This window comes from Exiguobacterium sp. U13-1 (assembly GCF_001750115.1).
Taxonomy (GTDB): Bacteria; Bacillota; Bacilli; order Exiguobacteriales; family Exiguobacteriaceae; genus Exiguobacterium_A; species Exiguobacterium_A acetylicum.
Genome location: NZ_CP015731.1, coordinates 658,824 through 681,053 on the forward strand (window position 1 = coordinate 658,824; position 22,230 = coordinate 681,053).

General features: G+C 48.3%; 19 protein-coding genes and 1 riboswitch. Of the genes, 14 read left to right on the forward strand and 5 right to left on the reverse strand.

Annotated features, from left to right (window positions below):
• Window positions 1-98: 98 nt before the first annotated feature.
• Window positions 99-875 (reverse strand): hydrogen peroxide-dependent heme synthase, encoded by a 777-nt coding sequence (hemQ, locus tag ESP131_RS03535; protein ID WP_050677313.1) that lies wholly within the window; start codon window positions 873-875, stop codon window positions 99-101.
• 345 nt (window positions 876-1,220) lie between these two features.
• Here hemQ and pta point away from each other — a divergent pair, with 345 nt between their 5' ends.
• The 12 genes from pta (at window position 1,221) to ESP131_RS03595 (ending at window position 14,649) form a co-directional block, all read left to right on the forward strand.
• Window positions 1,221-2,207, forward strand: coding sequence for a phosphate acetyltransferase (gene pta, locus ESP131_RS03540; protein ID WP_035399200.1), 987 nt, complete (start codon window positions 1,221-1,223; stop codon window positions 2,205-2,207).
• A 70-nt stretch (window positions 2,208-2,277) separates the two neighbouring features.
• Window positions 2,278-2,377: riboswitch (purine riboswitch) on the forward strand.
• A 75-nt stretch (window positions 2,378-2,452) separates the two neighbouring features.
• The gene (locus ESP131_RS03545; RefSeq protein ID WP_023466757.1) at window positions 2,453-3,037 is read left to right on the forward strand and encodes a xanthine phosphoribosyltransferase; all 585 of its coding nucleotides are present in this window, start codon (window positions 2,453-2,455) and stop codon (window positions 3,035-3,037) included.
• Window positions 3,034-4,335, forward strand: a complete 1,302-nt coding sequence (locus tag ESP131_RS03550; protein ID WP_069940174.1) for a nucleobase:cation symporter-2 family protein — start codon at window positions 3,034-3,036, stop codon at window positions 4,333-4,335. Before ESP131_RS03545 ends, ESP131_RS03550 begins: the two co-directional genes overlap by 4 nt.
• Window positions 4,336-4,556: 221 nt before the next feature.
• Window positions 4,557-5,933 carry an amino acid permease gene (locus ESP131_RS03555; RefSeq protein ID WP_069940175.1) on the forward strand — a complete coding sequence of 459 codons (1,377 nt, stop codon included), beginning with the start codon at window positions 4,557-4,559 and terminating at the stop codon, window positions 5,931-5,933.
• A 119-nt stretch (window positions 5,934-6,052) separates the two neighbouring features.
• A complete protein-coding gene (locus ESP131_RS03560; protein ID WP_029343185.1) occupies window positions 6,053-6,352 on the forward strand; it encodes a rhodanese-like domain-containing protein in 300 nt (99 codons plus the stop codon).
• Window positions 6,353-6,506: 154 nt separating this feature from the next.
• On the forward strand, window positions 6,507-8,486 hold the full coding sequence (locus ESP131_RS03565) for a methyl-accepting chemotaxis protein (RefSeq protein ID WP_069940176.1): 1,980 nt from the start codon (window positions 6,507-6,509) through the stop codon (window positions 8,484-8,486).
• A 168-nt stretch (window positions 8,487-8,654) separates the two neighbouring features.
• Window positions 8,655-9,842: a DUF2157 domain-containing protein gene (locus ESP131_RS03570; RefSeq protein ID WP_069940177.1), complete on the forward strand. Its 1,188-nt coding sequence runs from the start codon at window positions 8,655-8,657 to the stop codon at window positions 9,840-9,842.
• Window positions 9,839-10,282 carry a GDYXXLXY domain-containing protein gene (locus tag ESP131_RS03575; RefSeq protein ID WP_047391952.1) on the forward strand — a complete coding sequence of 148 codons (444 nt, stop codon included), beginning with the start codon at window positions 9,839-9,841 and terminating at the stop codon, window positions 10,280-10,282. The genes ESP131_RS03570 and ESP131_RS03575 overlap by 4 nt, the downstream gene beginning before the upstream one ends.
• A gap of 372 nt (window positions 10,283-10,654) precedes the next feature.
• A complete protein-coding gene (locus ESP131_RS03580) occupies window positions 10,655-11,512 on the forward strand; it encodes an SAM hydrolase/SAM-dependent halogenase family protein (protein ID WP_029343188.1) in 858 nt (285 codons plus the stop codon).
• Window positions 11,509-12,060 (forward strand): ECF-type riboflavin transporter substrate-binding protein, encoded by a 552-nt coding sequence (locus ESP131_RS03585; protein WP_069940178.1) that lies wholly within the window; start codon window positions 11,509-11,511, stop codon window positions 12,058-12,060. The genes ESP131_RS03580 and ESP131_RS03585 overlap by 4 nt, the downstream gene beginning before the upstream one ends.
• 70 nt (window positions 12,061-12,130) lie before the next feature.
• Window positions 12,131-13,834 (forward strand): energy-coupling factor transporter ATPase, encoded by a 1,704-nt coding sequence (locus ESP131_RS03590; RefSeq protein ID WP_047391947.1) that lies wholly within the window; start codon window positions 12,131-12,133, stop codon window positions 13,832-13,834.
• Window positions 13,825-14,649: an energy-coupling factor transporter transmembrane component T family protein gene (locus tag ESP131_RS03595; RefSeq protein WP_047391940.1), complete on the forward strand. Its 825-nt coding sequence runs from the start codon at window positions 13,825-13,827 to the stop codon at window positions 14,647-14,649. The genes ESP131_RS03590 and ESP131_RS03595 overlap by 10 nt, the downstream gene beginning before the upstream one ends.
• 61 nt (window positions 14,650-14,710) lie before the next feature.
• Here ESP131_RS03595 and ESP131_RS03600 read toward each other — a convergent pair whose 3' ends face one another.
• From ESP131_RS03600 to folE2, 4 genes are all read right to left on the reverse strand, one after another.
• Window positions 14,711-16,504 carry a carbon starvation CstA family protein gene (locus ESP131_RS03600; RefSeq protein WP_029343192.1) on the reverse strand — a complete coding sequence of 598 codons (1,794 nt, stop codon included), beginning with the start codon at window positions 16,502-16,504 and terminating at the stop codon, window positions 14,711-14,713.
• Between the two features lie 139 nt (window positions 16,505-16,643).
• Window positions 16,644-17,339 carry a LytR/AlgR family response regulator transcription factor gene (locus ESP131_RS03605; RefSeq protein WP_029343193.1) on the reverse strand — a complete coding sequence of 232 codons (696 nt, stop codon included), beginning with the start codon at window positions 17,337-17,339 and terminating at the stop codon, window positions 16,644-16,646.
• A complete protein-coding gene (locus ESP131_RS03610) occupies window positions 17,320-19,086 on the reverse strand; it encodes a LytS/YhcK type 5TM receptor domain-containing protein (protein ID WP_069940179.1) in 1,767 nt (588 codons plus the stop codon). Before ESP131_RS03610 ends, ESP131_RS03605 begins: the two co-directional genes overlap by 20 nt.
• A 109-nt stretch (window positions 19,087-19,195) precedes the next feature.
• Window positions 19,196-20,101 (reverse strand): GTP cyclohydrolase FolE2, encoded by a 906-nt coding sequence (gene folE2 / locus ESP131_RS03615; protein WP_023466774.1) that lies wholly within the window; start codon window positions 20,099-20,101, stop codon window positions 19,196-19,198.
• Window positions 20,102-20,430: 329 nt separating this feature from the next.
• On the opposite strand from folE2, the gene ESP131_RS03620 reads away from it, so the two are divergent.
• Both ESP131_RS03620 and ESP131_RS03625 read left to right on the forward strand, forming a co-directional pair.
• A complete protein-coding gene (locus tag ESP131_RS03620) occupies window positions 20,431-21,288 on the forward strand; it encodes a TerC family protein (protein ID WP_029343195.1) in 858 nt (285 codons plus the stop codon).
• Window positions 21,289-21,452: 164 nt separating this feature from the next.
• Window positions 21,453-22,217, forward strand: a complete 765-nt coding sequence (locus ESP131_RS03625) for a TerC family protein (RefSeq protein WP_029343196.1) — start codon at window positions 21,453-21,455, stop codon at window positions 22,215-22,217.
• The last annotated feature ends 13 nt before the right edge of the window (window positions 22,218-22,230 follow it).

The following is a 22,230-nucleotide window of genomic DNA, read 5'->3' on the forward strand; positions in this document are numbered from 1 at the left end:
TTCCTCCTTACGTAATCAACCTACTATTTTATAGCCTGTTTTGTAGCCGCAAGGAGTATATTCCCATGAGATATTTCAATCAAACGTCATTCAACACATTAAAGTGCAAAATGAGTATTTAATTGTTCACTTTCGAGACGGTTCCCGATGAAGAACTCACCAAACTCACCGTACTTCGCGCTGACTTCGTCAAAACGCATTTCATAGACGATTTTCTTGAACTGGAGAATGTCGTCTGAGAAGAGCGTGACGCCCCATTCCCAATCGTCAAATCCAGTTGATCCACCGATGATTTGCTGAATTTTCCCAGCATAACTCCGACCAATCATACCATGACGATACATGAGCTCTTTACGTTTCTCCATTGAGAGCGTGTACCAGTTGTCGCCATCGCGACGCGACTTGCTCATCGGGTAGAAGCAGATGTGCTTCGCTTGCGGCAAGATTGGATAGAGACGATCACGCACGTAAGGGTTCTCGTATGGGTTTCCTTCCCCTGAACCACGGTACGTACCGAGTTCGACGACAGAAACGTAAGAATACGTCGGGATCAAGTAATCATAGAGATCGAGTTTTTGCATTTTGACTTCGACGTCTTGGATTTGTTCCATCGTTGGACGAAGAACCATCAAGACGAGATCGGCTTTTTGACCGATGATCGTATAAAGTGCATGGCTTCCGTCTTTTGTCGCTTCGACACCAGAAAGCTCTGAGAGGAAGGCTTGGAACTCTTCAATCATGCGCGCGCGGTCTGTTGCGTCGACTTGTTTTAAGCGTGACCAATCGATCCGGCGGAAATCATGTAATGTATACCAGCCGTCGAGTGTTTCAGCGGCTTGTTGCGTAGCAGTCGGTTCAGATGTTTGATGTTGCATGGGATGACCTCCTGAGTCTGAAATAAGTTGTCTTTTTCCATATCCTATCTTATCACATTCTATTGAAACGCTTCGCCCGAAAATGTCTTTGTCCATGAGATCGTAACACATGAAAAAAGCAGAGAGTGGGTAAAAGGGGAAGTGGAGATTACGTTGCTTGGAAATAGTCTCTGTACCATTCTTGAAAATGACTGTAATAGTCGGTGAATATGGCTTCAGTGCTTTTGTTAGATAACTTTTTTGCAAATTGTTTTAACAACGATTGAGAACTGTGTATAATAAACGATGGAAAAGAAAATCGATCAAATCGACGACGTCGTGTTTACCTAAAAAGGAGAGAAACTCATGCAACTATTCGATATGTTAGAACAAAAGATTAAAGCGCACCAACCGAAAATCGTCTTCCCAGAAGGAATTGACGCGCGTGTTCTTGGCGCAGCTGTCCGTTTGAAGAAAGACGGTCTCGTCACACCGGTCGTCATCGGACCACGTGTACAAATCGAAGAAACAGCAGCAGCGAACGGAATCGATGTCACGGGACTTGATACGATTGATCCTGCTTCTTACGCTGGAATCGATGAGCTCGTCGCATCGTTCGTTGAGCGTCGTAAAGGGAAAGCAACAGAAGAGCAAGCACGTGCTGTCATCTTAAAAGACGTGAACACGTTCGGTACGATGCTCGTTCACACAGGGCAAGCAGAAGGTCTTGTATCGGGGGCCATGCACGCAACAGGCGATACAGTTCGTCCAGCACTTCAAATCATCAAGATGCAAGAAGGCTATAAAAAAACATCAGGCGTCTTCATCATGGTACGTGACGATGAGCAATACGTCTTCGCAGACTGCGCAATCAACATCGCACCAGATGCGAACGATCTAGCAGAGAACGCAATTGCATCTGCGAAAACAGCGAAAACATTCGGTATCGATCCGAAAGTGGCATTGCTCAGCTTCTCGACAAAAGGTTCAGCAAAATCACCAGAGACAGAGCGTGTCGTTGAAGCAACTCGCATTGCTAAAGAACGTGCACCAGAGCTTGCAATCGATGGCGAACTCCAATTCGATGCAGCATTCGTTCCAAGCGTCGCGAAATCAAAAGCACCAGAATCAGATGTCGCAGGTCAAGCGAACGTCTTCATCTTCCCAAGTCTTGAAGCTGGAAACATTGGCTACAAAATCGCACAACGTCTTGGTGGATTCGAAGCAATCGGTCCGATCCTTCAAGGGTTGAACAAACCGGTCAACGATCTTTCACGCGGTTGTAACGAAGAGGATGTCTACAAACTCGCGATCATCACGGCAGCGCAAGCAGTCGAAGAACGCCAAGCCTAAGCACGGTGTGAAAAAGTCTTTACTTTTTCGCTAAACCCCGTACAATGGTACACATCACGAAAATCACGAAACGTAAACGTATAGCAACGCTCGTATAATAGTGGGAATTGGCCCACGAGTCTCTACCGGATCGCCGTAACGGTCCGACTACGGGTGGTGAGTTACTGCTCTCTTTTTTGGCGTACAGTGGCTGCCCCCGGGTAGCGGCTGTACGTTTTTTCGTTTTTAAAGAGGAGAATGCATGTATGAAACGTCTACACGACATGATTAATCAAGAGGGAATCGTATTATCGGATCAAGTATTGAAAGTGGATGCCTTTTTAAACCATCAGGTCGATCCGACCTTGATGTGGGAAATCGCCTATGAGTTCATGGATCGCTTCCAAGATGCCGGTATCACGCGGATTTTGACGATCGAAGCAGGTGGTATTGCCCCGGCAATGATGACGGCGCTCCGTTTAGGGGTACCAATGGTCTATGCCCGTAAGACGAAATCCGTCACCTTGAATGAAGGAACGATTTCAGCTGAAGTCTTCTCGTTTACGAAACAACAGACGAGTACGATTACGGTTGCAGAAAAATACCTACAACCGGGTGAACGAGTTCTGATCATCGACGATTTCCTCGCGAACGGAGAAGCGGCATTTGGTCTCGCTCGCCTCGTTGAGCAGGCAGGTGCGGAAGTTGCTGGTTTTGGAATCGTCATTGAAAAGTCGTTCCAACCGGGACGTCAAAAGTTAATCGAAGCCGGGTTCCGCGTCGAGTCACTCGCTCGCGTGGAGTCGTTGAAGGATGGAAAAGCGACGTTCGTTGACTCGGTGACCGTATGAGACTATCGAACTTCAAAGCCGCTAGTCTCGGACTTCAGCATGTGCTTGCGATGTACACAGGAGCAGCTGTAGTTCCGCTGATCGTTGGTAGTGCGATCGGATTGTCGGGAGAAGAACTTGCTTATTTAGTTGCGATTGATCTCTTCATGTGTGGCGTAGCGACCTTACTACAAGTGCTCGTCACGAAATATACAGGCGTCGGTCTTCCTGTCGTCCTCGGTTGTACCTTCACCGCAGTCGGTCCGATGATCGCGATCGGTAGTCTTCAAGGGATTACGGCGATTTATGGTGCTTTAATTGCGAGTGGTTTGATCATTCTCGTCATCTCAGGCTGGTTTAGTAAGATTGCAGTCCTGTTCCCGCCAGTCGTCCTTGGTTCTGTCGTGACGATCATTGGGATTTCCTTGATTCCGGCTGCAATCAACGATATCGGGGGCGGACAAGGGGTGAAGGACTTTGGTGACGCACGTTATCTTGGACTCGCCGGACTAACGATCGTCTTGATTTTAATCTTGAATCGCTACGGCACGGTCTTTTCAAAAGCAGCAGCCGTCTTGATTGCTGTGATGATCAGTACACTGGTTGCGTTTGGCATGGGGATGATCGACTTCAGTCCGGTGGCGGAAGCGTCATGGTTCCAAATGGTGACGCCATTCTACTTCGGTGTTCCGACATTCAATGCGACGGCGATCTTGACGATGACGCTGGTTGGTCTCGTCTCGATGGTCGAATCGACAGGTGTGTTCTTGACACTTGGTGAGATCACGGATCGCCGTTTGACGGATAAAGACCTAGCGCGTGGCTACCGGGCAGAGGGTGTCGCGACGATCGTTGGCGGTATCTTTAATAGTTTCCCGTATACGACCTATAGCCAAAACGTCGGTCTCGTTCAGTTGACTGGCGTGAAGACACGTAAAGTCATTTTATTTGCGGGCGGATTTTTAATCTTGCTCGGCTTCTTACCAAAAGTGGCGACGTTCACGACGTTGATTCCAAAACCTGTCCTAGGTGGGGCAATGTTGATCATGTTCGGAACGGTCGCAGCGAGCGGGATTCGTATTCTGTCGCGGGTCGATTTCTCCAAGAATGAACACGTCATCACGGTGGCACTTGCCCTCGGAATTGGTCTAGGAATCAGTATGAATCCAGAAATCGTCGCCGGTCTACCATCGCAAATCCGTGTCTTGACAGACAGCCCAATCGTCGCAGGGTCGCTAACGGCATTATTGCTAAATGGAATCTTCCGATTGACTAGTAAGTCGGAGTCACCGAATGTGCCACTTGCTAAAGTTGAATAACAATTGTAACTTTCCGAAAGGAGCTGTCCTGTATACTACTTAGTAGCAGGAGGTTCCTTTTTTTATACTGCTAACGTAATCAGAATATTCCGAGTATGTGGATTTGGTAAGAAATATACATTGAAAACGTTTACAAAATCGACACATCTTCTTTATACTGACAACGTAGCGGTACGGGGAACTGCTAAGAAACAAACAGAGACGGGAAGGACGTCGTAAAAATGAAACAACAGACAGAGTTAAATCGGGGACTGGAAGAACGTCATATTACACTGATGTCGCTGGGGGCGGCAATCGGTGTCGGACTCTTCCTAGGGTCAGCAAAAGCGATCCAATTAGCAGGACCAGGGATCTTACTTGGTTATCTGATTGGTGGTGTCATCATTTTCATTATCATGCGAGCACTTGGGGAGCTTGCAGTGCGGGAGCCGGTGGCTGGTAGTTTTGCGGAGTATGCCCGGAAGTATGTCAGTCCATTAGCTGGCTTTTTAACAGGTTGGAATTATTGGTTACTCTGGATTTTTACGTGTATGGCGGAAATCACAGCAGTCGGTATTTACATGAAAGTATGGTTCCCGGATTCTCAGGGGTGGGTATGGGCACTAGCAGCACTTGTCTTGATGACGAGCATCAACTTCATTGCTGTTAAATTTTATGGTGAATTCGAATTTTGGTTTGCGTTGATTAAAATCGTCGCGATCGTCGCCATGATCATCTTAGGGACCTTGACGATTGTCATTGGTCTTGGAAACGGCGGCACACCGGTTGGGATTTCGAACCTGTGGTCACATGGTGGATTCTTACCGAACGGATTCGGTGGAGTACTTCTTGCCATGCAGATGGTCATGTTTGCGTTCTTAGGAATTGAAGTGATTGGGGTCACAGCAGGGGAAGCGAAGAATCCGAAGAAAACGATTCGAAAAGCCGTCAATAACGTCTTCCTTCGGATCTTAGTATTCTATATCGGAGCGCTCTTCGTCATTTTATCGATTTATCCGTGGGATCAAGTCGGTGCGAACAATAGTAGTCCGTTCGTATTACTATTTCAATCGCTCGGTATTCCGGCAGCAGCCGGCATCATCAACTTTGTTGTCTTAACGGCAGCACTCTCGTCATGTAACTCGGGTATCTTCTCAACAGCCCGGATGATGATGAACTTATCCGAGAACAGTGAAGCGCCACGTCGTTTCTCGAAAATCTCGAAAAACGGTGTACCGGCTCTAGCGACGATTCTTTCAGGTGTCGCGTTGCTCGTGGGTGTCGCTTTGAACTACTTCTTACCGGAAGATGTTTTTGCAATCGTTACGAGTATCGCAACGTTCGGTGCCGTCTGGACGTGGGCAATGATTCTGATCGCACAAATGCGGGCGCGGAAGGTACATGGTTCAGCAGAATTTGCTGTTCCGTTCTTCCCGGTTGCCAACTATATCGCCCTTGCGGCACTTGCTGGTGTCATCGTCTTGATGGCATTTGATGCAAGTACGCGCATCGCTTTGGTCGTTGGACCACTGTGGTACGCAATTCTGATTGCTGTCTATTATGCACGGGGAATGCATAAGGAGACACGTCAGTCGATTCGGAAAGCATCAGGAGAATAAGGAAACGGGCGGATCCGGAAACGGGTCCGCTTTTCATTATTTCGTCTCAAACGGTTTCGTTTTGTTTTGATGATGAATTTGCTACACTTACGACAGAACCATACAGGAGGTCATACGAGATGAAAACGATTCATGTAGACGAGTTACAAGAGCGATTAGAGGCAGGCGAAGCGTTGCACGTCGTCGACGTCCGTGAGCAGGATGAATACGATGCGGGACATATTCCGAACGTCCGCTTTCTTCCAATGTCTGAGATCGGCGAACGCTATACGGAATTGCAAGAAGGTGAAACCTACTACTTGATCTGCAAAGCAGGCGGACGGAGCGAAAACGTCGGTCGTTTCCTCGAGCAGTACGGATATGATATTGTCAACGTCGAAGGCGGTATGATGAACTGGAAAGGCGATCAAGAAGCATAAGGGTAAGCGTTATCAAGGAAGATGACTCGAAATGAGTCGTCTTTTTTCATGTGAACGAGTACACGTTTATCGATTTTTCTATGAACATTTTTCGTTATTCTTCCGATAGAGAAGGTAGAATAGCGAGTCCTTGCACTCGAGAATGGAGTGACACATGGAACAAAAGATCAAACGAACGATGAGCATCAAACAAAAATTAATTCTGACATCGATTCTCTTATTAGTAATTCCAGCGCTCGTGATCGGATTTGTTGCCTACAATCAGGCGAAACAAACGATGACGGAGCAAATTCTGCAATCGGCACATGGTGGAGTCGATCGGATGAACGATGAGATCCAGAACATCATTGATCCGATGCGACGCGATGTCGCCTTTTTTGCGGACCGGATTGACGGCACGCTTTATCAAAAAGGAAAACCGAATGCAGCGTTAAAAGAAAAAATGACAGAATATCTCGACATGCATCCGCAAGCAGCGAACATTTACTTCGCGACGACGGAAGGGGATATGAACATTTTCCCGGAACAGGTCATGCCAGAGGATTACGATCCACGTGAACGCTCGTGGTATCAATCAGCGGAAGCTGCTGGCGGAAAAGTCGTCATCACCGATCCGTACGTTGATGCTGCCTCGAACAAGATGATGGTGACACTGTCGCAGACGACTGGCAACGGGAAAGGTGTCGTGGCGGTTGATGTCGATGTCGACCGGATCGCGGAAATCGCGAAAAAGATTAAAATCGGTAAAGAAGGTTATGTCACGATTCTCGATTCGAATAAAAAATTCGTCACCCATCCGACACTGAAACCAGGTGAGAAGGCGACAGGGAACTGGGTCGCCCCCCTCTATGCGGAGCCAGCCGGACAATTTTCTTATGAATTTGAAAATGAAGGCAAACAGATGGACTTCATGACGAACGACCTGACGAAGTGGAAGGTTGCCGGAACCCTGTACGATCAAGAAATCACAGATGCGACGTCAAGTATTCTTTGGACGACGCTTGCTGTCATCGGTGGGATGTTACTCATTGCAGCGGTCTTCATTTACTTCATTCTTCGCTCGATCCTCCGCCCACTCGGTCATTTGACACGTGGAGCAGAACGGATTCAATCTGGTGATTTGACGGAACCAGTCATCGTTGAATCAAACGATGAGGTTGGGCAAGTCGCGCAAAGCTTTAACGTCATGGTCGACTCACTCCGCTCGATCATCATCAATCTTGATCAGTCGATCACACAAGTGGCCGGTTCGTCGCAGGAATTAATGGCGAACTCTGCCCAGACGACGTCCGCATCGGAACAAATTGCGGGATCGATTCAACAGGTCGCAGCAGGGGCGGATCAATCGAAGCGTCAACTTGATGCGAACGCTGTTTCGTTACAGTCGATTACAGCCGGCATCATGCGGATCGCTGAGAGCTCGACCGATGTGTCAGAGCTATCACGTTCAACGGCAACAGAAGCCGAGAACGGAACAGTTGCTGTACTGCAGAATGTCCAGCAGATGAAAGAAATCGATGCCTCTGTTCAAAACTTCGGTGGCGTCATCAGTTCACTCGCACATCGTTCGAATGAGATCGGAAAAATCGTCGATGTCATCAATAGCATTGCCGAACAAACGAATTTATTAGCACTGAATGCGGCAATTGAAGCGGCACGCGCAGGCGAAAACGGAAAAGGCTTTGCCGTCGTTGCAAGCGAAGTACGAAAACTGGCAGAGCAATCACAGGATTCAACGAAGCAGATTGCCCAACTGATTCAAAACATCAAACAGGAGACGGATCAGTCAGTCAAGATGATGAGAGAGGTATCGGGACAGACGAAAGCCGGTTTATCGACGACAGAAGCATCAGCAGAACGATTCCAGAAGATTCTCGAACGGACGCAAGAGATGACACCGCGGATTGAAGATGTGACGGCAACTGTCGAGGAAATCGCAGCGAATGTTCAAGAGGTTTCTGCCTCTGCAACCGAAATCGCACATATCGCGCAAGAGAATTCATCGGCGTCGAAACAAGTCGCAGCGACGACAGAAGAACAGTTGAGTGCGATGGAAGAGATTTCGCAATCAGCCAAAGCATTATCCGATATGGCGGAAGAATTACAGGTGCTCGTTGCCCGTTTCCGTGTTTAAGCCATCGATTATACAAAGCAAGGAAGCTATTCTTCCTTGCTTTTTTTGTCTGTCACCATTTTGTGACGAACTGAACAAATAGCTTGGAATCCTTGTGAATCCGGGCTTGAGATGGTACTAAATCGGGAATTTAATAAATATCTAAACACTTCGAAGGAGGTGGGTGCGATGAAGCAGTTACGCAAGATGAGAGAGTGGAGTGAAGCGGGGCTTTTGGACGAAGCAACCGTCAAACGAATCGTCGATTATGAGAACAATCGTAAGGAAAAGCAACGTCTACCGCTCTTGTTGATTGTAGGGGGTACGTTCGTCGTATTGGCTGTGTTCAGCTTTTTAGCCGCCAACTGGCAAGTCATGCCGGTCGGATGGAAAATCGGACTTGTCGTAGCACTCATGTGGAACTGTTACGTCATGGCGGATCTTTCGGAACGTCGGAGTATGTTGCATCCGATTGTCTTCCGAATCGGTGGAATCCTAGCGTTTGGCGCCTCGATTCTCGTCGTTGTTCAAAGTTTCCACTTGCCGATGGAAGGATCATTACTCGGATGGTGTGTGTTTGTCGCCGCGTTAGCGCATTATGTGCTTTGGCGTCATGAAGCATACGGTGTCGTCGCCTTCCTTTCCGGATGGACGATCTTCACGAGTCTCGGTGGTTTTGGTCAAGAACAGGCGAGTTATCTCGACTGGACATCGTTCGGTCTGATGGTCGTGCTGTCGTTCAGTTGGTTTTACTTCAGCCAACGTCTGCCATCGCTTTTGTTTAGCTGGCTGTTTCTCTTCTTCAGTGGTCTCTCCTTGTTTCTCCTTGTATCATATGACGGATTCCTGTGGCCGGTCTGGACGCTATTTTTACTCGTTCCAGTTCTCTGGCTTGTTCCTGAGGAGTCCAATCGTCGGATCGTCGAAATGGTCTATCTGGTCGTTGCTGCCATCAGTTCGATCGTCTATCTGTCTGTACGTGCGGAATCAAATGCCACATTACCATCCATGACAGAAGCGATTCTGCTAGCTATCGTATCCATCGGGTTAGGAATCTTCCTCTATCAAAAACGTCGCTCCTTATTGTTTATCGTTCCGCTTGGATTCGTCGGAGTCCTGTGGCTCGATGAACAGGCAATTCTACTTGCCATCCTCGTTGAACTATCGGCGCTACTGTATCTGTTGTATCAAGAACGCCGTCATGCGGTCGTCTGGCCAGCCTTTCTCTATTTCATTCTCGTTCAAATCGCGATATATGTCATCTATGCGTGGGATCGGTTGAACATGTCTTTATTTTTCCTCATCGGTGCGCTACTCATCTTCCTATTATCCGGTGTCTTATGGTGGTTACGCCGTAGAGGAGGTGTGACGTCATGAAGCGTTATCTGATGCCTGTATTGCAGACGTGCGCCGTCGGTCTGTTGATTGTCAGCTTTTTTGCGACCTCCTGGTTCGGAACATCGTACCGTTTTCGGGCAGAACCGTTTGATCCGTTTGATCCCGTTTACGGCGAATACGTGATGCTGCAGTATCCGGATTTAAAACCAGGTCCGACGATTCAAAATGGACGTGTCTATGTCAGCTTCAAGACCGATGCTTCTGGTTATGCTCAAATCGACCGGATTTCGAATGAACGATTCTTTGGAAGTGTCGCCGGCGACTATTACGATCAATACGTGTCGATTCCACAATTGACGCAGTATTATGTCGAACAGGGAAGCGGAAAACAATATGAAAAAGCAAAAGCACTAGAAGTCCGTGCGGATGTGTCACCATGGGGAACGATCCGGACGACGAATTTAAAAATTTCTGAGTAAAAAACCTTGCGTCAGGAATGAAACGGTTGTACTATTAATTTAAATTTTCAGACAACTAAATCTGCATGCGTAGACGGGAAGAGTAAAGTGATCAGAAATCGATAGAGAGTCTCTGTTGCTGGAAATGAGACGATTTCGTCATTTGAAGATGGTCCCGAAGCAGTCGGAAGAACGTGAACCGTGTTCATCAGTAGAACCGACCGGTAGGACGGATACCGTTAGCATTCCAGGGAGTCTCGTACTCCTAGAGGTGGCTGAACGTGAGTTGAGCCATGAACGAAGGTGGTACCACGTGATCAGACATCACGTCCTGAGAGATAAGGGCGTGGTGTCTTTTTTGTGGGGACGTCCGCGCAGGAGGAGGATGACGAGATGGCAGAAGCATTGGTATTGCAATCAGACTTTGGCGTGAGTGACGGGGCAGTGAGTGCGATGTATGGGGTTGCGCATAGCATCAATCCAGAGATTCGGATTTTTGATTTGACGCACGACATTCCGCCCTTCCACATTTGGGAAGCGTCCTATCGGTTACTGCAGACGGTACCGTACTGGACGGAGCAAACGGTGTTCGTTTCTGTCGTTGATCCAGGTGTCGGATCGAGTCGAAAGAGTGTCGTCGCGCGGACGCATGCGAATCAATACATCATCACACCAGATAACGGAACGTTGACGCATCTTTGGCAAGCCGGATACATTGCTGAAGTGAGGCAACTCGATGATCGACGGCATCGCTTACCTCGAATGGGTGAATCGTATACGTTTCACGGACGAGATATCTTTGCCTTCACGGGTGCTCGGTTATCGAGCCATGTCATCACCTTCGAGGAAGTAGGACCCGTTTTACCTGCTTCGGACATCGTCTTGCTCGACCGGACACTTGCCTCGTCGTCAGATACCGGTGTTACCGGTATCGTCGAGATTCTCGATGTTCGCTTCGGAAATGTCTGGACGAATATTCCGGTCGCTCTCGTCCGTCAGGCGGGTCTCGACATCGGTAGCCACGTCAAGGTAACGATTTCGTACCGAGAACGGATTGTTTACGAACAAACACTGCTCTTTGGTCATTCGTTCGCCGATGTGCCGGTTGGTTCAGGCGTCGTCTACATCAACTCGCTGGATCAGATTGCTCTTGCCTTGAATCAAGGTTCGTTTGCGCATGCATTTGAGGTTGGAATCGGAAATGATTGGAGTGTTAACGTACAACATATTAAAGGAGGAGATCGAACATGAAAGGATTTACGACAAAACAGATCGTCGCAACCGGGATCGGAGCAGCAGTATTCATCATTTTAAGTCGATTCGCTGTGATTCCGACAGGCGTACCGAACACGTCAATCGAGACATCCTATGCATTTCTCGCATTCATGGCAGTTTTGTTCGGACCAGTCACAGCCGGTTTGATTGGTTTAATCGGTCATGGATTAAAAGATGCGATTTTATATGGATCCCCGTGGTGGAGCTGGGTCACCGTATCCGGGTTCGTCGGCTTTGGCATCGGATTGATCGCTAACCGGATTCGTCTAGAAGAAGGCGGATTGACGACACGTAAAATCGTCTTATTCAATGTCACACAAGCCATCGTGCAAGCGATCGGTTGGATCATCATTGCACCGGTACTCGATATCTTAATTTACACGGAGCCAGCGAACAAAGTCTTCGTCCAAGGGGCTGTCGCTGCGACATCGAACATCTTGACGGTCGGTGTCATTGGAACGTTGTTGCTCGTCACCTATGCGAAAACAAGAAGTAAAGCAGGCAGCTTGAAACGCGAAGCTTGACCGAATGAGCTATGATCCTGTGCGAAGAGACGGCAGGATCATAGCTCATTTAGCTTGGGGGGAGAAGGACATGACAAACGTAATCGAATTTCAGGATTTTTCATTTACATATCGGAGTCAGTCGGAACCGACACTCCGACAGATTCAGTTAACGATTCAAGCAGGCGAACGCATCTTAATCGTGGGACCGTCGGGTTCAGGAAAAAGTACGCTCGCCCAGTGCATCAATGGGTTGATTCCGTTCTCGTACCCGGGAACGTGGGAAGGACAGGTCCTGATCAAGGATCAGGATGCCCGGGAGTTATCGTTATTTGATCGTTCGCTGCATATTGGAACGGTGTTACAGGATCCAGATGCGCAGTTCGTTGGTTTATCGGTTGGCGAAGACATCGCCTTTGCGCTCGAAAATAAACAGACTGGGCGACCGGAAATGCAGGAGATCGTCGAACGTGTCGCACGGATGACGGATGTCGAGACGCTCTTGCAAGCACGATTGAATGATCTATCAGGAGGACAACGACAACGGGCGGCATTAGCCGGAGTCCTCGTGGAAGATGCGGACATCTTACTGTTTGATGAGCCGCTCGCGAATCTCGATCCAGTAGCGGGACAAGAGGCGATGACGCTTATGGATCGACTGCAACGTGATACGAATCGCACATTGATTGTCGTCGAACATCGGATCGAGGATGTACTCGTCATTCCGTTTGACCGCATCATCGTCATGGTCGATGGCGAAATCATCGCTGATGATCATCCGGATGTCATCTTAAGTAACGGAAAACTGCAAGAAGCGATCTTGCGTGAACCTCTCTATGTCAGTGCCGCACGCTGGGCTGGGCTTGCCGTTCAACCTTCAGATCAGCCGAGCCGCATCGATCCCTTTTTAAAGCGATTCAACCAGACGAACGTGTTAGAGCGTTTAGAGAAAGCACCCCAAAAAGAGGTTGCAACCTCTACTTCATTGCTTGAACTCAATCAGTTGGCGTTTCATTATCGTCAAGGAACGCCGGTGCTTGAGAATGTGACGGCGACTTTTCAAAAAGGAACACTGACGACGATCGTTGGTCAGAATGGTGCCGGAAAATCCACGCTTGCGAAAGTGTTGAGTGGTTACCAACGGACGACAGGTGGTCGGATCCTGCTTGACGGAATCGACATCACGAACCAATCGATCGCAGAGCGAGCAGGAACGATCGGATTCGTTCTGCAAAATCCGAATCATATGATTTCGAAGCACCTCGTGCAGGAGGAAATCCGCTACGGGATGCAGGCGCTCGGATTAAGTGAGGCGGAAGAAAACGAGCGTCTCGAGCAGACATTACGTCGTTGCGGATTATATCCGTTTCGTAATTGGCCGATTCAAGCACTGAGTTTTGGTCAGAAGAAACGAGTGACGATTGCTTCGATTCTCGTTCGACGACCGGATATCTTGATTCTCGATGAACCAACAGCCGGTCAAGATTATCGGCATTATTCGGATATGATGGACTTTTTAGAAGGATTGAAGCAGGACGGAATGACGTTACTCATCATCACGCACGACATGCATCTCGTCTTAGAATACAGCGATCAAGTCTGCCTCGTGCAAGCTGGGCGCATCCGTTACGCCGGAACATCATTTGGACTGCTGAATCAAGAACAATTGCTGCATCATGCCCATTTAAAACAAACATCGCTCTTTACGCTAGCGCAACACCTCGAAGTCGATCCGGAACGATTCGTCGAGTCCGTGATTACGGCGGAGCGAAAGGAGCGGGAACAATGGCTGTAGAAATGCTTGGCTATATTGAAAAAACGTCACCGATTCATCGATTGACGGGAACGACGAAACTGATCGGATTCTTATTATTTACGACAGCAACGATGTTCACCTATGATACACGTGTCTTACTTGTCATGGGATTAGTCAGCATCGTGTTATTCCGATTGTCGCGTATTCAGTTTCGGGAAGTCCGGTTCGTCTTGATCTTTACAGCGATTTTCGTCCTGATCAATGCGCTTGCTGTTTATCTGTTCGAGCCAGAGCAGGGCGTGGCAATCTACGGGTCGCGCCACGTCTTATTTGAAGGCATCGGGCGCTTTACGGTAACGGCAGAACAGTTGTTTTATCTGTTTAATCTCATCTTAAAATACAGTGTGATCGTTCCGATTGCCGTGCTATTTCTCGTCACGACCCATCCGACGGAATTCGCTTCTTCATTGAATCGGATTGGTGTTCCGTATAAAATCGCCTTTGCAGTTTCCTTAGCACTCCGTTACATTCCAGACGTACAAGCGGATTTTCGGACGATCGCGAATGCTCAAGAAGCACGAGGGATTGCTGTCTCACACGGCTCCCTTTGGCAACGGGCACGTAATAGCATCCAGATTTTACTTCCGTTGCTATTTACGAGTTTGGAGCGGATTGAGACCGTCAGTAATGCGATGGATCTCCGTGGATTCGGTGCCGGACGAAAGCGGACGTGGTACAACCAACAGACGATGACACAAATCGATTATGTCGCGATCGGCTGTGTGCTACTTTTGACGGTTTTGTCATTCGTCGTCACTTTCTATGATGGTAATCGCTTTTATAATCCGTTTTAAAAATGAGATACGAAAAAGGCAGTGGATGCGTCCACTGCCTTTTGTCATATGACTGATCCACTTACGCAGATCGTTTTTGATTTTCCCAACGTGGTGAATTCAACAGTTCAATCCATTTCTTGACGGCTGAGATCGTGATGACGATCGCGAGCAGTCCCATCGTTACGGACAAGACCGTATTCAAGATGCTGAAACCTGGAGAATCGGGATTCGCATAGACGTTTGCGACCATCCAGATATCCGCGAACGTTACTGTGATCAGAAGATAGACGAGCGGGATGAACGTCGTCAGGGCATAGATTTTTTTGTCGGCGATTTTCAAGATGATCGTCGTTCCGATGATCAAGCCGATCGACGCCATCAGCTGATTCGATACCCCGAATAATGCCCAAATCGAACCGATGTCACCCGAGAACAGGAGATAGCCCCAGAAGAACGTCCCGAGTGCCGAAGCGAAGATCGCCCCTGGAATCCAGTCGACACGTTTGAGTGGTTTGTAGAACTCCCCGAAGAAATCTTGAATCAAGTAACGGGCGACGCGTGTTCCTGCATCGATTGCGGTTAAGATGAAGACCGCTTCGAATAGAATGACGAATTGGAAGAAGAATCCGGCAATCTCTTTGAACCACGGGATGGCGCGGAAGATGAATGTCATACCGACGGCGAGTGAGACGGCACCACCTGTTCGACCTGCCAGATCGAGACCGATTTCACGGGATAAATCATCAAGATAGACCGTGCTCATACCAAGCGTCGCGAATACTTCTGGTGTTGAGTTGATGGCGAAGTAATCACCGACTTCAAGCGATGTCGCAGCGATCAATGCCATGACGGCAACAAGACATTCCACAAGCATAGCACCGAAGGCAACGGGTTTGATGTCGCTCCATCGATTGATCATCTTCGGTGTCGTACCAGAACCAACGAAGGCGTGGAAACCAGATATCGCACCACAGGCAATCGTGATCGAGATGAATGGCCAGACTGGACCAGCGATGATTGGACCACCACCATCAACGAACTTCGTGAATGCTGGGAATCGAATGTCCGGGTTGATGATGAAGACACCAACGATCAAAGCAAGGAAGACACCGATTTTCATAAAACTCGATAAATAGTCGCGAGGTGCGAGTAAGAGCCAAACTGGCAGTGCAGCAGCAAAGAACGCATAAATCGGTAAAGCAATCGCGAGTTGACGTGACGACAGATCGAACCAGTCACCGATGAATGTTTCCGTTAACTGAGGACCAAAACCAATCGCAGCTAGAATAAGTAAAAAACCAACTGTTGAAGCAAGTGCTAAGTTGCCACCTTTACGTAAGTAAATCCCAACGAACATCGCGATCGGAATCGTCGAGAAGACAGCGAATGTACCCCATGGGTTATGTTCAAGTGCGTGCAAGACGACCATCGATAGACCGGCCATCGTGATCGTGATGATGAAGAGCATCGCCAGACCGGCACAAAAACCAGCGACTGGTCCCAGCTCTTTTTTAGCGACTTCAGACAGCGACTGACCGTCTTGGCGCATCGAGGCAAAAAGAACAACCATATCATGGACCGCTCCACCGATGACGGCACCGATTAAGAGCCACAGTAAGCCGGGGAGATATCCGAACTGCGCAGCTAGGACAGGTCCGACGAGTGGACCGGCAGCAGCGATTGCCGCGAAGTGGTGTCCGAACGAGACCCATTTGTTCGTTGGGACGTAATCTTTTCCATCCGCTAATTTATGAGCGGGCGTTTCGCGATCATCTTTGATTTTTAAGACTTTCGCAGCCATGAACGTGCCGTAGAGACGATACGCGATTAATAAGATACAGATGACAGCAATAACGATTGGAGTAGCGCTCATCTAAAATTCCTCCTCTTGAATGAACTATGATGGATTTAGTATACAAGTTATGGAAGCGCTTTCTTTGATTTTTAGATGAGTTGTCGGTTTCGTTCGATGAAAGGTTGAAAATGGACCTTGAATCACAAAAAAGAAGCGCTCAAATACCGAGCGCTTCTTTCAGTAGTTTGACATACGTCCGACTGACTGGCACATCAATCTGATGAATTTTTAAATTATAGGCTCCGTTGAACCAAGGTTCGATTGCATCGATTGCTGATAAGTTGACGAGGTACGAGCGGTGAACCCGTAAAAAGCGATGATCTTGAAGCTTTCGTTCGAGTTCGAGTAAAGTCTCGTTCGATGGATACGCCTCATGTTCCGTGACGATCTTCGTCTTCCCGTTCTCAGCGACGATGTAATCGATATCTTGAGGAGACAATAATTTCAGTTGTTCGCCCGTCTCGACGGCTAAACGTTCAAGTCGAGGTGCTTTTTTCGGAAGCGGTCGCGCAACTTTTTCAATCGCACGGACAATCCGTGCCGGATCATACGGTTTCAAGATGTAGTCATAGGCATTGAGCTCAAACGCTTCAAGCGCATGAGCATCATACGCCGTCACAAACAAAAGAGCCGGTGGGCGCGGCATCGATTTCAAGCGTTTGGCGACTTCAAGACCACTTCCGTCCGTCAGCTCGATATCGAGAAAGACTAAGTCGGGTTGAAGGGAGCGAACGAGTCGTTCTGCTTCCTCGACACTGCCGGTTTCCCCGACGACTTCAAGACCGGCTGCGGTCACGTGATAACGGAGCTCGTCGCGTGCGAGCGGTTCATCTTCAATCAACAAAGTGCGCATGCTGGATCTCCTTTCTGACTTCAATCGGGAGACGAATCGCGATCGTTGTGCCGTTTTGACCGTCACTCGTGATCGTAAACTGTCCCTTTTCACCATATAAACTTCGAATCCGTTCTGCCGTATTAAATAATGCGGTACCGGTGCCTGAGGACGGAACGACTTCTCGACCGAGACGAGCAAGGCGCGAGGCGTCAATCCCGCGTCCGTTATCGACGACTTCGAGACACAGCTGGTCTGCCTCACACCATGCCGTCACACCGACATATCCTGTCTGTTCAGAAGAAAACGCATGAAGGAATGCATTTTCGATCAACGGTTGTAAGATGAACGGTGGAACGAGTAAAGCCGTCGTCTCGTCTGCTAAATCGATATCAAGAAACGGACGATTCGGAAAACGAGCGGCTTCAAGCGATGTGTATGCTTCGATGTGTTCGAGTTCCTTTTGGAGCGGAATTTTTGTCGATCGTGCGCCTTGGAGGTTACTACGGAAGAAGGTCGACAATTCAAGCAACAAGGTGCGTGCCTGTTCGACATCCGTCCGGCACAGTGCATAAATCGTATTAATCGCATTAAACAGGAAGTGGGGATGAATTTGTGCTTCAAGTGCCCGAATCTCGGCATCCTTCAGTAAACCGGCTTGACGCTCTGCGTTCCCGAGTGCCAGTTGTGTCGAGAACAGTTTCGCTAATCCTTCGATGAGTTCGACTTCAACCGCGTCGAGTAATTCGGCATGCGGATAATAGACTTTCAACGTCCCGATCGTCGTTTCTCCGACGATCAGCGGAGCAATGATTCCTGCTTGGAGTGGACAATCACGTACGGGACAGCCGATATCCAGTCGTTCCGTCACAAGACGGACTTGTCCGTCTTGCAAGACATGCTCGGTCGGTTTCGTCGTCCAGTGACTCCCAGCTTGATGGTGGTCGCTCCCGATACCGATATGGGCCAGGATGACGGAACGATCTGTCAGTGAGACGGCTTCGGCTCGCGTTTGCTGCAACAGAATTTCCGCGACAGCTTCTGCCGTATGGATATGTAGACCACGCGTCAGATGCGGAAGCGTCAAATCGGCGATATGCAACGACCGTTCTGCTTCTCGTGCCCGAACCGTTTCCTCTTCTCGCGCAGCAAGACGGATGATCGATAAGAACAACCAGACACCGAGGACGTTGATCAGTGTCATCGGTACGAAGATGAACTGGACGAGTTCGACTGCCGCATCAAAGGGGCGGGCGAATAGTAAAATTAATGACATTTCAAACAGCATTAAAAAAGCAGTCAGACACACGGGCAATAACGCTTGGCTACTGAGGCGGTCGCGCCAATAGGAGCGTAAGAGACCGCTGACACCACCGGCGATGACGGTGGAAAGCGCGCAAGCGAACGCTGTGAATCCACCGAGGGAATACCGGTGAACCCCGACAATCAATCCGGTCATCAATCCACCGAGCGGACCAGCGAGCAATCCGCTGATGACGACGATCATCGTTCGTGTGTTCGCAATCGCTGATGTCCCGTCGACTTCTTCGAGCCAAGCATGAGGTAAGAATTCAGCTAAGTCGACTTTGACCCCTGTATAGTTACTTAAAATGCCGTACGTTGCAAAAAACAGGACGAGGACACGAAATTGCCAGCCTGCTTCCGGTTGACGCAGCAGCCGTCGTGTCGGTCCCCACTGGGCGAGGATGAACGCTAAGATGATCATGATACCGAGTCGTTCGAGTAAAAAAGGAATCAGTTCCAACATGTGCATTCCTCCATTCGAGTTAAGTGTAAACGCTCGCAAAACGGAGAGCAATGCCGGCACACAAAAAAGCCGTACTCACTCGGTTTAAGAGGGAGTACGGCAGACTTACTTATTGTGCGTCTTTATCGAACGTGATCCGTGCGATCGCGTCATGTTGGTGAATCGTTTCTTCGTTACGGCATTCGACGTAGAACGAAGCGATTGGGTCCATTTCGTACAAGTCAGCAGCAATCAAACGAACCATATCTTCTACGAAACGTGGGTTTTCGTATGCCATCTCTGTTACGCGCTTTTCATCCGGACGTTTGAGTACTGGGTGAAGTGGCGCTGAGGCATTGGATTCCGCAGCATCAAGCAATGATTGTTTCCAGTCAAAGTCTTCTGCTTCATCACGTAACGATGCTTCCATCGTGACGTAACCACGTTGGTTGTGAGCACTGTATTCGCTGATTTCTTTTGAACATGGGCAAAGTGTCGTGACGTTGATCGTCAAGCCGACAGACAACGTCGCTTCGTCTGTTTCCGTGTTGACGCTGACTGTTTGCCATACTTCGGCATTCATCAAGCCGCTAAGACCTGTTGCAGGTGCTTTACGTGTGAAGAACCATGGGTAACGGATCGTCAATTGACCTTCCGTTTGTTCCATGCGGTCTGCTAAATCACGCGCGAATTGAATGAGTGACTCGTTTGTGACCGTCCAACCTTCATTATGGTATTGATCAAGTTGTTCCGTTAAACGGCTCATGTTGATCCCTTTACGGTCTTGCACGAGTGACGTTGACAGTTCGAACGTCGCGACTGTCGCTTGTGTTTTGTCTCCGTCTTGGATGACGACAGGATGTTTGACGTTTGAGATTCCAACAGCGTCTAGTGCGAACAGGAAGTTCTTTGGTGTATTTTGCAAGTCGACCATCTTATCTTTTTCAGTCGGTTTTGTTCCTTTGATCGGTGGTACCGAACCGAACAGCTTATGGCGCTCTTCTTTTGTTGGTAACGTAATCGGGTAGGTAGACATATTCATTGGCCCCTTTGTCCTTTTGTAGTGTTTCAATAGTAATAACATGACAGGAATGCTAGAGACGAGCAAGTCTGATGATTCCGCAAATGTGTTTCATCTTTTCATCGATAGAAGTATTGTCTTGAATTTTATCACGAACATCCGATAAACGAAACTCGCACGACTCAAAATCGACAGTTTCCATATTTAGAGGAATAACTTACTTGCAATCGGGTATACTATCCTATACTATATGTTCAGGTGAACGTGTAATCACTGTTTTTTCGTCATGGTCAATAATTGAAGTTTTTTTATTTTACAGGTAGTTAAAGAAAGGGATGACAGAGATGGATTGGCAGTTACTATTACAGTATGCCTGGGTCGTACTCGTCTTGATCGCGCTTGAAGGATTACTTTCAGCGGATAATGCACTCGTACTCGCGGTCATGGTCAAGCACTTACCAGGAGAACAACAAAAGAAAGCACTTTTTTATGGACTAGCTGGAGCATTCGTCTTACGATTCGCGGCATTGTTCGCGATTTCGTTCCTCGTCGATATTTGGCAAATCCAAGCACTTGGAGCAGCGTACTTGCTCATCATGGGACTACGGCATATTTATAAGACCGTTAAAGCCAGAAAGCTCGGTGAAAATCATGGCGCTGAAAATGAGCTAGATGCAGAACCGAAGTCGGAAGAGCCAGTTTCAAAAGGTGAATTCTGGCGGACAGTCGCGAAAATCGAATTCGCAGACTTAGCGTTTGCTGTCGATTCGATTCTTGCTGCCGTTGCCCTTGCCGTTGCCCTTCCAAACTGGGGATCAGGCGAAATCGGTGGTTTGAACACGGGTCACTTCATCGTCATCTTAACAGGTGGTTTGATGGGGGTCGTCTTGATGCGTTTCGCAGCACGTGTCTTCGTTAAGTTACTTGCAGATCGCCCAGGTCTTGAGACAGCAGCCTTTGCAATCGTTGCCTGGGTCGGTGTAAAGTTAGCCGTTCTTGCGCTCGAGCACCCGAAATACCATGCATCGATCGAAGGAACAATCTTTGAAGCCTTAAAACTTCCTGAAGGATTCGCCCACAGTACACCGTGGCAGGCATTCTTCTGGACAGTCATGGTCGGTCTTGCTCTTTGGGGTTGGTTCTCTTCACCAAAAACAAAACCAAATCCAGATGCTGAAAAGAAAGTCGATCAAAACTTATAAGAAATGGAACGATCCGTCGATGACGGGTCGTTTTTTTGTGTTAGGTTTTCTTAAACAATGGGAATAAAACACAAGGTTAAGTACTTGAGCTGAGCTTGTATCTTTTTCTTTCCGGTCGACCGGCATATAATGAATAGACTGAACAAAAAAGGGGATTCGTTAGTATGGATATTGGATTAATTACACAGTATGCGACCGTCGGGCTCGTACTGATCATTTTGCAGGGGTTACTTTCTGCTGATAATGCAATGGTCATGGCAGTCCTGGTCCGACCGTTACCGGACGATCAACGCAAAAAAGCACTTTTCTATGGTCTGGTCGGAGCACTCGTCTTACGTTTCGTCGCAATCTTCTTTGCTTCGTACTTAGCGACGATTTGGGAGCTTCAAGCACTTGGGGCGATATACCTCTTTTACGTGGCGTTTAAAGGAATCGTCGAGGCACGATCGAATAAACACCAAGTACCGGACACGATTGCCTCACAAAAAGCCTCGCCGAATTTTTGGTGGACGGTCGTTAAAGTCGAGTTCTCTGACTTGGCGTTCGCTGTCGACTCGACACTTGCCGCTGTCGCCATGGCGACGACATTACCGATGATTGGTGGAACAATCGGTGGTCTAAATACAGGACAATTTTGGGTCGTCTTCTTCAGTGGGATCATCGGTCTCGTTATCATGCGTTACTTCGCGAGCTGGTTCGTCGTCTTGCTCCAAAAGCGACCAGGTATCGAAGAAGCTGCTTTTTGGCTCGTCGCATGGGTTGGTGTAAAACTGGTCGTCATGACACTTGCGCATCCGTCGATCGACGTCTTGCCGCATGAGTTTCCAGAGAGTACACTATGGCAAACGATCTTCTGGGTCGTACTTGCCCTGATTTTAATCATTGGTTGGTTCCGTAGCGGAAGTAGTTCAACCAAATCAGCAAAATAATACAATGGCGGGC